Here is a 15,307-nt window from a genome sequence, read left to right as displayed (position 1 = left end):
ACACAAGGGAGACGGTGCCGCCGACGCGGTGTGCGCGCGACACCGCCTTCGCCGAGCACGCCTCCCAACTACTGATCGGCAACGTGCCACGAACGATTGCGACCTTCCGCAACCTGGTCAGCGGCGCCCTGAAATGAACCGGCGTCACCAACATCGCCACCGCCCTCCGCCACAACGCCCAAGTCCCGCGACGCCTGCTCAGGCTGCGGCGGAGCTGGACGGCGGCCCTTCGCCTGCCAGTAGGTCGGTGGCGCTGAGGGCCTGCTGGGCGGCGTCTCTGGGGAGGAACCGACTGGCCTTGCCGTTCCAGGTAATGACAAGTTCGTCGCGAGCGCGGGTGGCGGCAACGAAGAGGAGGGATCGGGCACGCTGCTCTTCTTGGCGGTAACGCTGGGGGTTGCTCAGGCGATGGGTCTCGATCCGCTGGTGCGGCACCTGTCCGTCGCTGACGCTGGTGAGGAACACCCGCTGGAATTCGAGGCCCTTGAAGCGGTGCATGGTTCCGATCCGTACGCCCTCAGGGCTTCGTGGGCCGTCCTTGCCCAGTTGCGTGGCCGGGATGGAGAACGGTGGATGGGCCAGGGTCAGCGCCATCTGAGTTGCCGAAGCGCCGTCGGGAACGCTGATGGCCATCGCCTCGTATGGAGTGCCGTACTGGTCGTGGCGTTCCTTGATGAGGGTGGCCACGGTCCGCATCTCGGTCTGCCAGTCGGGTGCCCGGTAGAGCTGCGGGGCTAGGCCGGAGAGCACCGAGCGGTAGCCATCGAGGGTGTCGATGCCATCGTCGAGGTCGTCGAAGGTCTCGCCGGTGATCAGGCCGTGGGCGCTGCCGAGGATCTGGCGCGTGGTGCGGTAGTTCAGCGTCAGGCGGCGTGAGGCGCGGCCTGGGGTCTTGATGCCGAGCTGGCCCAGGACTACCTGGTGGGAGTAGATGCGCTGGTGGGCGTCGCCGACGAGGAAGATGTCGTTCGATCCGGGCCGGACCATGGCGCGCAGCATCCGCCAGTGGGAGGAGGAGAGGTCCTGGGCCTCGTCGATGACAATGTGCTTGTAACGGGGCTTGAGCCACATTCCGCTGCCGGCCTCGCGGTGGACGAGGTCCAGGCCGCCGTGTTCCTCCTTGTACTGCGCCTGGGCCTCGACGCGGGACATCCGGTGTTCCTCTGTGCGGGCGGCCTGGTCGGCGATCTGCGCGTAGGTGGTCTGGAGCGGCGGTTCTGCGAGCTTGGTCTGGTACGCCTCGACCAGGGCCCAGACGCGTGCGCGCTGGGAGCGCTGGAATTGGCCGCGCCCCTTGCGTGGGGCACGCATGTACTGCGCGCAGGTGCCGCAGCCCTGGGCGAGGATGACGTGCCTCCACTCCGAGTCGAGGAACTCCACGTCGAACTCATACTCGCCTGCCTCGGTGCACACGGTGTGCCACAGGTTCAGTGCCGTCTCGTCGTCGATCGGCCGCCCCAGGCGCACGCTCGGCTGCTCCTCGACGACCTCGCGGGCGAGCTGGTCGACGGACTTGACGTCGACGCGCCGCAGCAGTTCGGGGCCGCCGAGGAGCTGGAGGCGGTGCCGTAGGTCGGCGGCGAGGTTGGTGTTGTAAGTGGTCAGCAGAACAGGGCGGGTGTGGCCCGGTTGTAGTTGGTCGACGAGGTGGCGCACACGGTGCAGGGCGACGACGGTCTTGCCGGTGCCGGGGCCTCCGGTGACCTTTGCCGACCCCTTGAAGGTAGCGGTGGCCAAGCGCTGCTGTTCGGGGTGCAGGAACAGCCGCCAGGCGTCGAAGCTGGATCCGAGCGCGTCGAGGACGGCGGCGTCCTCGGTGCTGACCTGAGAGACAGGGCGACGGGCTGCCTGGGCCCAGTCGTGGGGGTCGACCTGCTCGTCGGCCTTCCACTGGCTGGTGATGTGCTGGCGCACGTTGTCGGGGTCCATGCCGCCGTGAAGGGCGAGTAGGACGTCCTTGGTGAGCTCAGGAAGATTGTGAGCGAGTAGGGCGTCGAGCTGATGTGCGTCCGTGAGCTTGCGAAGTGCGGGAAGCAGGGAGGCGATGACGCCGAGGCTGGTGAGCGTGGCGTCGTCGAAGCGCGCGAAGAGTCGTACCGGCAGATTTAGGGTCGGCTGCGACGGCGAGTCCGGCTCCTGAGCCGCCGCTGGTTCGGGGCGTTCGGGCAGGGCGACGACGTTGGCACTAACCTCGGCCTGGTCAACGAGCTCGATGCCGCCGGAGACCGGGTTGATGTCGACGGTCAGGCGCGTGAGCTCGTCGTGCGCAAGGGAGCCTTCGCGCAGGGCGAGAACGGTGAGGCGGTTCTCCTCAGTCTCCAGGAGCAGCGCCATGCGGGTGCTGTCGAGCACAGCCGTGCACAGCTGGCCGTTGTCGCCGGCCGCGCGCAACGGGAGCAGGCGCAGCGCACGGTTGGTGCGGTCGGCGCGTAGTCGGCGAACGAAGTCGCCGAGGGCGTCCTTGGCGTCGCGTCCCAGTCGGCGGATGTCCTGGTGGGCCTGGGGTGAGACGGTGACCTGGGTGCTGATCTTGTTCACCGTCCACCTCCGGACGTGGGGGTGGGCTCGGTCGGCTCGCTGAGCAGGGTGAGGAGTTCGTCGATCGTCCAGTCGCCCGGTGCGCGCACGTTCCAGCCCGCGCTGCGGCACTGGTCCATGTAGGCGTGGTCGTCGGCGTCCTCGGCCAGGACTACGCCGATCCTGTGATCGGGCCAGGCGAGCTCGATGGGCCGCTCGACGCCGACGATGTCCAGGCCTGCCCGGGCTACCGGGGCACCCTTGCGATCGGCGAGCAGGCGCGCAAGGGCGCCGACGTCGGGGTCGCCCGTGTAGGACAGTTCCTTGAGGACGATCTGCCACAAGCCACGTTCCAGCTCGGTTTGCGTCTGGTCGGCGGCCGCCGGTCCAGGTTCGGGCTCGGCCGGGGGTGCGAAGGTCAGACCGGTGCCGGGGTTGTTGTCGCGCAACGCGGCCAGTAGCCCGGTGGCCTGGTCCGCAGCTGCAGCGCTGGATACCGCAGCCAGCAGTCCGGCGTCGAAGGCGTCGAGGCCGGAGCGGGCGAGTTGCAAGCCGTCAGCGCGTCCCGTGCCGATCGGGTCGAGGAACTGCAGCAGGTTGCCCCAGCAGAGCCATGCCTTCCAGCGGCGGCGGTGTTCGGCGCGATCGCCGTCCACCGCCTGGGTGCGGTCATCCAGGACGGCCAGGCCGCTCCAGCGCAGTCCCTTCGACCGGTCCGCGATCAAGGTGAGCGGGAGACCGGAGGCGTCGCGGACCGCGATCAGTTTGAGGCCGTTGCCGGTGACGGGTGGCCGGGTCTCGTCTCGCAGCGCGGCCTCTATCCAGGGCGTGGCCGCGGCGGGCTGGGAGTCCACGGCGTCGCCGGGGCGGACCCCGTACAGGAGCCCGCCCACGGCGTGGACGGCGAGGTCCTGCCAACGTGCCAGGTCAGGGTTCCGCAGGAATCCCAGGAGTGAGGGGATGGCTCCGGCGTAGACCAGTTCGTCGAGCTCGAGTGGGTCGCGCCTCGCCTTGCGCCACTGCGCGCGGACCTTGCCACCAGGGCTGGCGTCGCTCGCGGTGTCGTACGGGGGCCAGGCGGCGTCGGCGGCAGGCCCGGCGATCACTGCGGCAAGGGGGTTGACGGGGGCGTCGACGTCGTCGGGGCGGGGCTTCGTCGCGCCGCGGAGGCTCTGTTCCCAGGCCATGACGTCATCCCAGGTGATCTGCCACACCAGGGTGCCGTCCGCGCGCAGTCGGGCGCGCTTCGCGGCGTCGTCCGCGATGCGGTTTGTCTTCGAGGAGGCGTGCCAGCGGTAGCCGTCGAGGTAGATCGCGACCGCTAGCGGCGGGGCTCCGTCGCCCGTCGTGTCGCCGGCCACCGGGCGCAGCAACAGGTCGGGGCGTGTGGCGTGCTCGGGCAAGTACTTCTGGGCTACGAGCTCCCAGTGGACGGACGGGCCCGCCGGGTCGCCTCGGTGCAGCGTGAACTGCTTGCCGGCGCGTCCGGTTGGTGTCTCGTCGTGCCTCGGGACGGCGTGGTTGTCGGGATCGGCGAGCCAGCGGTCGAGGGCTTCGATGAAGCGGCGTTCCAGGTCACTCTCAGCCTGGTTGGCGAACCGCTGCCGTGCTTCGCCGGTCCCTTCCTTCCGGACGCTCCAGCGGCTGTGGCCGTCAGGGCCGAGGAGCTCGTCGAGCATCCACAGAGCTTCCTGGCGGTCCAGCAGTCGGTAGTCGCGCTGGGGGGCATGGCCGAGCAGGCACAGATGGCAGGCGCGGCGTTGCCCCTCCGCACAGGGGCACGTGCGCAGGGCCTGCTGGGCGGCGGCGAGGACAGCTCGGAATTCCTCGCCGTCAGCGTCGGCCAAGCGCTGCAGGTAGCCGGTGCCTCCGGCGAGGGCGTCGTACAGGACGAGGTAGTGGCGGGTCAGGTCGGTGTCGCGGTCGGGTTCGGTGCTGGTCGTGGAGCGGATGTGGGCGGGGTCGCCGCCGTAGCGCAGGCCGATGCCCAGATGCAGGGCAGCGGAGAAGGAGGCCAGGCGTTCATGGACTTGGAGGGTGGCCGCAGGCAGCAAGATACGCAGGGCCTCGGTGCGGTGCTCGGTGGCAGTGATGACGCGCCGGTCATCGGGCTGCTGGGGGTGGCTGCGGCTGCGGGTGGGGCACCAGGGGCGATGGTGGGCCAGGTCAGGGCGTCCGGCCAAGGATTCGCTGAGAACTTCCTGAACAGGCGCATTGCCTGGCTCGCGCTCGGTCGCTCCTCCGCACATCGGGCACACGGTGAAGCCCGTGACCGTGACAGGTTGCCCGGCAAACGCGGTGTCAGGTCGGCGCCCATACTTGGCCGGCCCGAGGTTGAAGCGCCGGATGACGGCCTCGCGGACGTGGTCCACACCGAAGGTGGCCTTGGTGTGCCGCCAGGTCTCCTTGATCGCGGCGGGGTCGACGTCGACGGCGGTCGCGATGGTGTAGACGCCGCTGCGGCGGCTGTCGTGGTCGTCGATGATCCGGGCGTCGTCGCGCTTGTCACGGGAGGTGACCTTGCGGGGCACGATCACGGCCTGCAGGGCTGCCCGCCCGCCGATGCCGGTACCGGTGCAACGCGGGCACGCGGAGGTGTTGCTCTCGGCGTCGCGGGTTCGCACATATCCACAGTCCTGGCATACCCGCCAGATCTGTACGCCTTCCGAGGTGCCGCTCTCGGAGCGGCGGGAGCGCGGGCCGAGGTCGAAGCCGTCGATCTCGTGCCGGTAGCCGCGTACGTAGTAGGCGTTGCCGGGCGCGAGTTCGGTGAGCGCGGCCTCGGCGGGGCGCTTATAGGTACGTAGATCGGTGCGCCACCGGGCTTTCGAGGTCGCCTGGTCGTTTTCGGCGTCGGAGTTCCGTTGCTTACGGGCGGGCTCCTTGTGGCTGAGGGTGGCCTCCAAGTGCACGCCGTCTTCGACGAGGCTGTAGTTGGGCAGCAGGCCCTGCTCGACCAGAAAGCTCTGCGCGCTGGCCTGGCCGAGCTCGTCCAGACGGCGGCTGACACCAGCAGCTTCGCGCTCAAGGTTGCGCTTCTCGCGGGCCTCGTCCTCGACGTTCTCCTGGAGCTTGTCGGCTGCCTCGTTGATCATCGCGCGGCGGTCCAGCAGTTCGGCGCGCTCCGCCTCCCAAGCGTCCTCGGCCTTCGTGAGCGCGACCTGCAGGCCGGCCTCGGCGTATCGGCGCAGGGCCTTGCGGGCGTCGCGGGACACGCCGGCGTCGAGGACGCCGTCGATGTCGGGAAAGAGACAGAGGAACTCCTCGACCAAGTCCATCCGCCCGGCTACCGCCTTGCCGAAGGTCTTGAGCCAGCCCGTGCGGCCGAACAGCGCGGTGACCCGGTCAGGCAACGGCAGGACGCCCTCGATTCGGCCCCGGGCCGTGAGGTCGACCAGGTGGGCGGTGTACTGGCGACGCAGCAGCTCCACCGCGGAGAGGAAACACCCAGGGGGCAGGATGCGCCCGGCAATGAGCTGGCGCGGATCGGCGAGGTGGTAGAGGGCACGCGGACTGGTGTCTGCGATGCTCACCATCAGCGCGTTGCCGGTCGAACGCCCGGCACGGCCCACCCGCTGGACGTATCCCGCAGTGGATGACGGCAGGGAGGCAAGAATAACCGCCTCCAACTGGCCGATGTCGATCCCGAGTTCCAAGGTCGGCGTGCAGGACAGCACGTTGGGGTCGGTGTGGCGGCCGTTGCCCTGCCGGAAGCCCTTCTCGACGGCTTCGCGCTCCTTGCGGGTCAACGCACCGGTGTGCTCGGCGGCGACCACGCTGTAGGGCTCGGACTCCCGATACAGCCGACGGTAGTAGTCGGAGCGGAAGTCCCGCGCCGCGCGCCCCTCTGCGCTGGACGAGGGCATCACCAGTGCGCCCTCGCAGCGCTTAAGGGGGCAAGGCAGTCCCTGCCACACCGGAACCCGGCCCGGGTGGACGGTCTGCGTCCACCCGCACTCGGGGCAGGTCACAGCTGCCTTGGCGGTCTGGCTGTCGTCCAGCGGACGCACCCGGACATGACCAGCCGTCAACCCATACACTCCGTGCACTTGGTTCTGGCCACCCGACCGCGCATCGCCAGTACGCCGGTGCGCGAGCGCTTCGATGTCCGGTTCGGCCAGCAGCGGTACCAGATCGGCCAGGTAGGCGGCAGCCTCAGTGTGGTCCAGCCCGAGACAGCGGTGGGTGAAGTCGGCGTACCAGCTGTCCTTGGAGTCGGCCCGCTCGAAGTCGGTACGCCCCAAGCGGGAACCCACCAGCAGGAACGACGGCGCGTCAGAGCCTAGTCCGAAAGCAGGCATGCCCTCGGGGCGGCCGGTCCAGACGGGGTAGCGGGTGCGGCCCTCCTCGTCGACGTAGGTGTGCAGCCAGGCGTGCTGGATGCCACCGCTCTGCCGCAGATGCTCCAGCAGGCCACGGACGTAGCCTTCGAAGCGGCGGTCGCGGTCGATCCCGGCCGGCGGCAGCGGATGCTTCATCGCCACAGCGGCCGGGTCGTCGACCCCCTCCAGGACCTGGCGGCGGTCCAGATGCACCTGAAGCAGCGACTCAGCGGTCTTCGCTGCCCGAGCCGGGTCCTTGACGTAGACCTCGGCAGCGACGGTCCGAGTGAGCTCAAGAGTGCGGCCCATCCGGGAGTACAGTCCGAACTCCAGAAGGGTGTTGAACGCCAAGCGCTCACCGACCAACGTCCAGGTGCTGGCGGGGATGCGCTTCTTCTTGTCCAGCAGCCGTGCCACTCGGTCCACGTCATGCAGATCCGGCGGGACAACGGATGCCAGCAGATTCTCCTCAGGCACGGCGGCGCGACTCACGAGCGAGGCGATCAACTCGTTGAGCGGTAGGCCGTTCTCGCGGTAGTCGTCCGTGTCCAGCGCGCGCCACCGCAACTGCTCGTGGATCAGGGAGCGCAGTGAGAACTTCCAGGCCCGGCTCGCCACGAACCCGGCCCGGTGCGCGGCGTCCTGCACGGAGTCGTTGAAGATCAGAGTTCGACGACGATCCTGCCCCTTCGGATCCTTACTGGGCAGCTCACCACCGGTGAACAGCTGGGTCACGACCACGGAAGCCAGCGGAGCGACACCGGCGCCCAGGAAGCGGATGCCCTGCGCCTGGCCGCAAGCCGGGCAGCGTTCGTTCTTCGAGTAGTCGTCGGCCTCAGGATTGTCGTACCAGGCGAGGACGTAGACGCCGTTCTCCGGCGCGGTCGCGATCCGCCCGCCACCGAGCAAGACCTCGTCCGGGTCGATGCGGCGCAGCGCCTCGCCGTTGTTCTCCAGTACCAGGACAGTCGCGTCATGACTGGCTGCTCTGCGTCCCCGGCGCTCACGCTGTTGCAGGATGGCCCGCGCCTGCTCGGCCGCCTCGGCCGGCGTCGCGGACACCAACGCCCGCACCCGTGCCTTGATCGGACCGTCCGCGGCGCTGCGCCGGTAGATCTCGTCGGGATCACTGATCAGCGCAGCGGGGTTGCGCTCCGGGGAGATCGCCGCCCACCCTGATCGGCCGCAGTCGCGGCAGTACACGGACGGCAGACGACCTGCGCGGGTGGCTTGGCTCTGGCTTCGCTGCGGTCGGGCGCTTTGGCTGGTGATCGCGGCCTGGTCGGCGTCCGACCAGGAGAACACCGGCTCGGGTGCAACGAACCGCAGCACGCGGGAAAGGGCACGCACCCACAGATGCGTCTCCACCAGCAGCAGTGGGCGCTCGCGGTCGGCGGGCGCGGACGGGTCGCGGGCGACCGAGATGAGCGCGATCAGGCGGGCCAGCGCGGCGGCGGCCGTGGTCGGGTCCTGGGCAGCGGTGGTACGCCAGGCGGAGGTGGGGTCGAACGCGGCGAGAGCTTCGGCGGACGTCAATGGCGCGTCAACGTCGGCGCGCAGCAAGGCATGGACCAGTGGATGCTTCAGTAGGCGGCTGCCCAGCTCACGCGGGTCGGTGGTATCGCAGCCGGCGACGGCCTCGGCGATCCTGTCCAGCGCGTGCGGCGCGCGGGCAGGGTCGGGGAGCGCGGCCAGGACGGCAGGGGTCGGCTGAGGGAGCGTCAGGTCGAGCTGAGAAAGGAAGGAATTGAGGTCGCGCCGATCCTCCCCGACCACGGCGTCGTCGGGGAACCGCACGCCGAAGACCTGCGAGGCGACGTCCAGCATCGGACGGGCCGACGTGACGCCGCCGGGCAGGATGGTTCCTGCCTCGGGTGAAGCCGGCTTCGAGGCGGCTGAGGTCTCGCCCAGGGTTGCCGACGTCGCGACCGGGCAGATCCCGCCCAGCGGGCGCCCCGGCTCGGAGGCTCCCACGGCGGCGGCCAGTCGCCGCAGCAGCATCGCCACGTCCGTGCCCTGGGCGCCGTCGTAGGTGTGGAACTCGTCGATCACGATGTAGGCGAGGTCCGTATCGAGCCACAGCGGGGCGTCATGCTGACGCTGCAACAGCAGGTCCAGCATCTTGTAGTTGGTGATCAGGACGTCCGGCGGATTGCGCCGGATTTCCTGCCGGTCCACCATGACTCGCTTGTAGGGCGAGGCGGCACGCGAGGCGCCCGCCTCACCGATGTAGAGCCCTGCGGTGACCTCCGCCAGACGCGGATCCTCCAGCAGATCGCCGAGCCGGTCCGCCTGGTCACCGGCCAGGGCGTTCATCGGGTAGAGCAGGATCGCCTTGATCCCGCCGCGGCCCTGCAACCGGGCACGGCGGCAGTGATCCAGAACGGGCACGAGGAACGACTCCGTCTTGCCCGAGCCGGTGCCAGTGGTCACCAGGGTCGGCAGGGGAGTGTGGCCACCCTTCGTCGTCAGCCGCGCGAAGGCTTCCGCCTGGTGCGCGTACGGCCAGAAGCCGTCCTGCCACCAGTCGAGGTGCTCCTGCCAGCCGGCGTCGGCCGAGCGGAACGGACGGCGGATACGCAGGTACGGGCCACGGAACAGCCCGTCGGCGGGGTCGGTGAGGAGCTCTGTCAGTGCATCCTGCGTGTCCGGCTCGGCCAACGCGAACGTCGTGGTCAGATACTCGACGGTCGTATCGCGCAGCCCCTGCGCGGCGAGTGTGGGCCTCATGACGCGGAACCGCCCCCCGTGGTATGCGAGTGTTCGGATGACGATGTCTCAGGTGCCCGGTGTTCATGGCTCGGGTCGAACGTATCGGCCGTCGCTGACAGGCCGGGCTTCGTCGCTCCGGGCACCCAGCCTACGTCGAGCATGCGGCGGGTGAACTCGGCGTGTGCCGCCCTCATCTCCGCCTCGCGGTTTGCGCGGTAGAGAGGCCCGGTATAGCCAGTAGGGACATTCGCCGTGACGGGGAAGTCACCATGGGAAATCAGCTGCTTCCATGCACCTTCGGGCTGCCCATATCCGCGCGCGTGCGGCGCATACGAAATCCGCCGCCCAGAAGCATCGAACCACATCTTATCTTCGTATTGTCGAAGCACCGGGAATCGCGAGTGATACATAGCAATCAACGCATCCGCCTCGATACCCAGCCATACTGCGACTAGAGCATCCAACTCAACGATGGCTGCCCGGCGAGATCGCTCCGTACGCAGCGGAGTATCACGAGTCCAAACGGAACCAATCGACCCAGAAAGCGGCGACAAATTCTGCCATTGCGCAGCCCATTCGTCTCCAACCCACCTCGAATCATAAAGGTCTGACCAGAGTGCGGCATAGGCACTCGTCTGGCAGTTCAGGCGAAGCGTTCGCAGCTCCAGCGCAGAAGCCAACGGATGCCCTGAAATTGGCGCCGGGAAAACATCAGCATCCGATACGTCCATGTGGACGCGATTTGTAATTCTGAGCAGATACTCCAATGGAATCGCCGAAAAGAAGCCAGCCACAAGTACAGTATTTTTATTATACTCAAGCGCCATGCTCCGCACGGCATGGATATGAGTGGGCCCTGGAGGGATGATGGCCGCCTGGAGAACTCGTTCATTCTTTGGTCGGTTCATCTCCCTCCAGGCCACCCGATAGAACTCCGAATAGGGGCGCTTGCTGGCATCGGCAAGCAGCTGCTGCACTGCAGCCCGCCTCTCCGATGGAGAGGCTTCAGGCAGCAATTCCTCGATATCATTGTTCGCCGCCGCCACTGCTGCGGGGCTATTCAAGAGCTGCGAGAATCTAACGGTATCAATCCAACGATCCTGTGCGGCGATGAACCGATCAAGACTCCCAGCCCGGCGATAATTAGTCCGAGGGACAGCATTTTCGATCAGGTTAAAGTGATCCCAGCGCTCATAGTCTCGCATTGTCTTTGAGCCCCCTGGTGGCGGCTGCTTGCTGTACGGCGTGGCCACGCCAATGAATGAGCCCTGGAGGATAACATCCTTCCAGCCATCTACCGGGCCGGGATGTTCAACAAAGTAGCCGGCAGTCCGGTCATTCTTTTCGTCATATCCGCGACTAATTCGCCGATTGGCGCCTCCGATCCGATATGGCCAGGATGCAAGGGAATGAATAGCCGACTCTTCAGAGGTCGTAACCGGGAATAGTATCCTAGTCTCCTCGACTGGCGGGGCTCCTTCCTCGCCAATCAGGGCGCGCCAACCTTCAAGGACATTCCGATCCACAACCAAAATACGTTTACCGTGCGCCCTGAGATCCCAGGTATATTTATCCTTCTCGGAATCCCATCGCTTGATAGCAGGCAAGGGGCCCACCCCATCGTGGCCTAGCGACCGCAGCAACACCTGAGGGTGGAATAGCCAGGAGATATGCTGAAACTTAATCTCCTTGACTGAGCCATAGACGTTCACGCTGAATCGGGTGTCGTTCATGACGGGCTTTGCGAACAGGTAGAGCTCATTTGCGAAGTCCGCGTGCAGCCTCAACCGCCGGTATGCCGCGCGACGCAAGGTACCGTCCTTCGATCCCGTCAGGTGCGTAGATGGGTGCAGCAGTCCAGCAATACCATGCTCTCCGATCGCCCGCCAGGACTGGAGCATGAATGCCCGATACAAGTCAGGCTGCGTTCCCGACAGTTCCGGGTAGGCGTCCACCGATGCCATGAAGCTTGACATCGCTGCCGAGTCAGCCAGCTCTCCCAGAAAAGTTGACCGTGCGCCAGCTTGGGCGAGTACGGCGGCCTTACGCTCGGCCCACTCCTCATTGCTCGGCTGGTCTGCGAGCTCGAACCACGGTTCGAACTCCGCAAGGACGCTGCTCTCCTTCCACTCCTGCTTGACCCACGGCGGGTTCCCCACCATCAGGTCGAACCCACCCTCCGCAAACACATGAGCGAAGTCCAGCTCCCAGTGGAAGAACCCTCGCTCCCGCGCGATCCGGTACGCCGTCCCATACCAAGGGAACAGGTCACCCAGGTCGTACGGTTCCTCCCACGCCGTGGCGTCGATCATCTGCGCGTCGAGGTTCCGTTCCGCCTCGTCCAGCTGTTCCAGGTCGGTAACCTCGGCGACCTCGAAGAACGACACCTTCTGCTTCCCCGAGTCGACGTCCACACGCCCCACTACGGCCTCGGCGAACTCGATCCAATCGTCGAGGGACTTCAGTGCGGTCTTGCGTCCCGGGTAACCCTTCTTGATCTTCGTCAGATCGATGTCACCCTGGAAGTACCGTGCACGGTCGGTGCCGTTCAGCAGCCCGACTTCCTCCAATGGCCAGAACCACAGCGAGCACCAGGCGTCCATCACCTGTCGCAATCGCCAGTACGGGCTGCCCTCGGCGTGCAGTGCCGCCAGCACCGCGTCGCGGTCCATAGCCAGTCCACCGGCGGCGACACGCGTCTTCGCAAGCACGTCGGCACTCGCGCCCCACACACCCACCGTGCGAGCGATCTCCTGTTCCGACAGCTGCAGCCGCTTGACGACCAACTGCCAGAGGTACTCGACCCGCTGGGCAAGCGCCATCAGCCGGCCGACCTGCGCGCTCTGCTCGCTCTCCTCCTGCCGTACCTCTGTCCGCTGGACGCGCTTGGCCGCGGCCATCCCCCGCCCGCCGCTTGCCGACCCGCTGAGGTTCAGGGCGCCCTGCTGCCACGTATCGAACCCAAGGTCCAGCGCCCCCTGCCCGTGCTCGTCCTCGAACGGCAGCGCCACGTCAGCCGTGACGGTCTCAGGCGCCGCCTTCCGCGCTGCCGCAGCCTTCTTCGCCGCGCCCCCACCCTTCGGCGCACGGCGAAGCCCCGCCCGCCATTTCGTCATCGCCTCGATGATCTCGGGTTCGAGCCACTCGGCCTCGACCCCGGCCACCACACTCGTCTCGGTCTGGTCGGCCGCGCCCTTCTTCGGCTTGCGCACCGACACGTCGTCGACCACCGACCCCCACCCCAGCGCAGGCAGCAGGAACTGGTGCACCGCCTGCCCGGGCAGCGGCTGCCCAAGCGGTACCTCCTTCGGCGCGGCCTGTCCCTTACTCCTGAGCCATCCGCCCTCATGCAGGGCGTTTCCCGGATACACCTTCCGTGACGCGCCGATGAGCGAATTGCCCCGGTGCAGGTGCAGCCCGTACCAGGGGGCCTTCATCCCCGGGTACATGGTGTTGAGCCACAGCGAGATCTCCGCCAGCTCCACCGCCGTGTCGTTGAGGTCAACCCCGTAGGCGTTGTGCAGGGCGATGTACGCCTTGGCCTTCTGGAACTCCCGCTGGTACTCCTCGGGGTCGATCTGCACGCCCCGCTCGCGCTCGGCCAGGCGCAGATACAGCTCGGCGAGCTGGTTCACCGCCTCGTTGAGGAACGCGCCCGACCCCAGCGCCGGCTCGCACACCCGCCAACGCAGCACGTCCGCCGCGTTCACCCATGCCTTCTCCGGCTCCTTCGGGTCGACCTTCCCCTCCGGGTCCAGTCGGAACCGCAGGGCCTGCTCGACGGTGGCCTGGGTCAGGGACTCGGGTGTGTAGTACGAGGCGCTGGTCTGCCGGTCGCGGCCCGCGAGCCGATAGACATACGTGCCCACCGGGTACGTCGCGGACTCCTCCTCGCGGGTCTCCTTGTTGACCGTCCGCTTCACGAAGACGCTGTCGCCTGGTGTGTCCGGGTAGCGCCCGGAGGCAACCTGACTGCCCGTGATCAGCCAGGACCCAGCCTCCGGGTCGCCGCCCTTGGCGACCTCGTACTTCACCTCGTCCATGATGAACCCGGTGTAGGACATCAGGCCCTCGTACACGGCACCGAGGTGGTTGATGCTCAGATTGGCGTAGGAAATGAAGCCGCCCCTGCCGTATCGGCCCTTGCCCTCGATCAGGGTGAGGTGGCGCAACACCTTGTGCAGGACATCGTTGCGCAACCGCAGGTCCAACATCTCAGGGCTGTCGCCGGCGCCGTGGCTGGGCGCGGAGAGCTTCTGCCCGACGAGCCTTATCGACGTGGGGTCGAACAACCGTGAGCGCAGGGCCTCGATCCGCACGCCCTCCTGGCCGTCGTCACCGCTGATTTCCGCGGCTTCCCCCATATCCATCGCGTCACGCGTGGAGACGGTCTCGGCCACGGGATGGCCCGTGAAGACCTTGTCGAAGAGCAGCGCCAGCGAGTCGTGGAAGTGGTGTCCGCGCCGGGCTCGGGTGTCCGTCAACTTCTCCGGGATCACCAGTTCCCGCAGGCGGCTGACGCTGTATCCGGTGACGTACTCCTCGCTCTTCATCGGCAGGATGTCGAGCTCCGGCCGGGCCTCTGCGTACAGCAGGAAGAGGATCCGGTACAGGTACCGGAGCGACTCCGTCGTCAGCAGCTTGGGCAGGTCGCCAGGCTCCTTGAGGACGTCGGGCAGCCACGCGGCAAGGTCCTCGACCCGCACCTTCTGCTCCCGGACGAGGTTCAGCACCTCGTTGGCGATGAGCTGGACCGAAGCCTGCAGGCCCTTGCGCAGGTCGCCGGTGACACCGACCGAGTGGTCACGGGATTCCGCGACGAAGCGGGCGATGTCGTCCTCTTTGCCGTCCTCCTTGAGACGCAAGGAGTCTGCTCCGAAGAGCGCGGCGATGACGTCGAGCTCCCCGGCGTTGGCGCCCTTGGCGCCCTTGCGGGGCAGCGCGACGTCGAGGCTGACAGCGAGGTACCGGCCCCGGGCGAAGTGTTCCCGGTCGGCGAGGATCATCACACCGCCGAAGAGCAGCAGGGCATAGCGCGGCGGATTGTCCGCGCTGAGCAGCCAGGCGGCGAGGTCGGTGACGGTCGTCAGGGTCTTGCCGGAGCCGACGCGGACCGGGGCGGGCAGTCGGCCCGCCGCCCCTCCGCTTCCATCCTCTCCGCCACCGCGTACCTGATCCACGGAAGTGGCGAAGCCGCCAGTGAGGACAACGAGTTGGTCCTCGCTGAGGGCGACGGGCACTGGCACTGTCCCGGCTGGACTGTGGGCGATGCGCAGGCTGGGAGCGGGGTTGTAGCCCAGGGCGCGCAGCAGCCGGTCGTGCCAACTGGCCAGGGCCGTACGCCATTCAGCCTCGTGGCTGCTGTCGCTCGCCCAGGCGGCGCCGGGCTCGGGGTTCGCGTGTGCGACGGCGGCGGCCAGTTCGTCGTGTTCCAGGAATCGCTGCGACTTCAGCGCCTCTGCGCCGGCCTGCTGGACGGCGACCGCATACACGTCCTCGGTGGCGTTGAATTTGTCGGCAGCGTCGCGCAGTGCGGCGCGGGCGGCGAGATAGGGCACTGACAGGTTGCGCAGGCCCTGCCGTGGGGTGTCCTCTCCCGCGCGTTCCTTGGCGGTCCACTGCTTGAGGGGACCGTTCTTGAGCTGCGTGGGCAGGATCTCGTCGAGGTAGAAGGCGGGGAAGTACTCGCCCTCGTTGACCAGGGAGTCGTACGTCACGCCTGTTCCTCCTGCCCACTACTGCAGTTGCTCATAACG

At 67.6% G+C, this 15,307-nt stretch carries 3 protein-coding genes; all 3 read right to left on the bottom strand.

What is annotated here, in order from left to right:
• Nucleotides 1-198 precede the first annotated feature (198 nt).
• From ACQRUO_RS12505 to ACQRUO_RS12495, 3 genes are read right to left on the bottom strand one after another with little or no spacing between them, the layout of a single operon-like run.
• Nucleotides 199-2,538, bottom strand: a complete 2,340-nt coding sequence (locus ACQRUO_RS12505) for a UvrD-helicase domain-containing protein (RefSeq protein WP_428315903.1) — start codon at nucleotides 2,536-2,538, stop codon at nucleotides 199-201.
• The gene (locus ACQRUO_RS12500) at nucleotides 2,535-9,569 is read right to left on the bottom strand and encodes a DEAD/DEAH box helicase (RefSeq protein ID WP_428315902.1); all 7,035 of its coding nucleotides are present in this window, start codon (nucleotides 9,567-9,569) and stop codon (nucleotides 2,535-2,537) included. Before ACQRUO_RS12500 ends, ACQRUO_RS12505 begins: the two co-directional genes overlap by 4 nt.
• Nucleotides 9,566-15,268, bottom strand: coding sequence for an Eco57I restriction-modification methylase domain-containing protein (locus ACQRUO_RS12495; protein WP_428315901.1), 5,703 nt, complete (start codon nucleotides 15,266-15,268; stop codon nucleotides 9,566-9,568). Before ACQRUO_RS12495 ends, ACQRUO_RS12500 begins: the two co-directional genes overlap by 4 nt.
• Nucleotides 15,269-15,307 lie beyond the last annotated feature (39 nt).

Source organism: Kitasatospora sp. LaBMicrA B282 (assembly GCF_050325825.1).
Lineage (GTDB): Bacteria > Actinomycetota > Actinomycetes > Streptomycetales > Streptomycetaceae > Kitasatospora.
The sequence above is the reverse complement of the archived record's forward strand: the minus strand, read 5'-3'. Positions and strand labels throughout refer to the sequence as shown.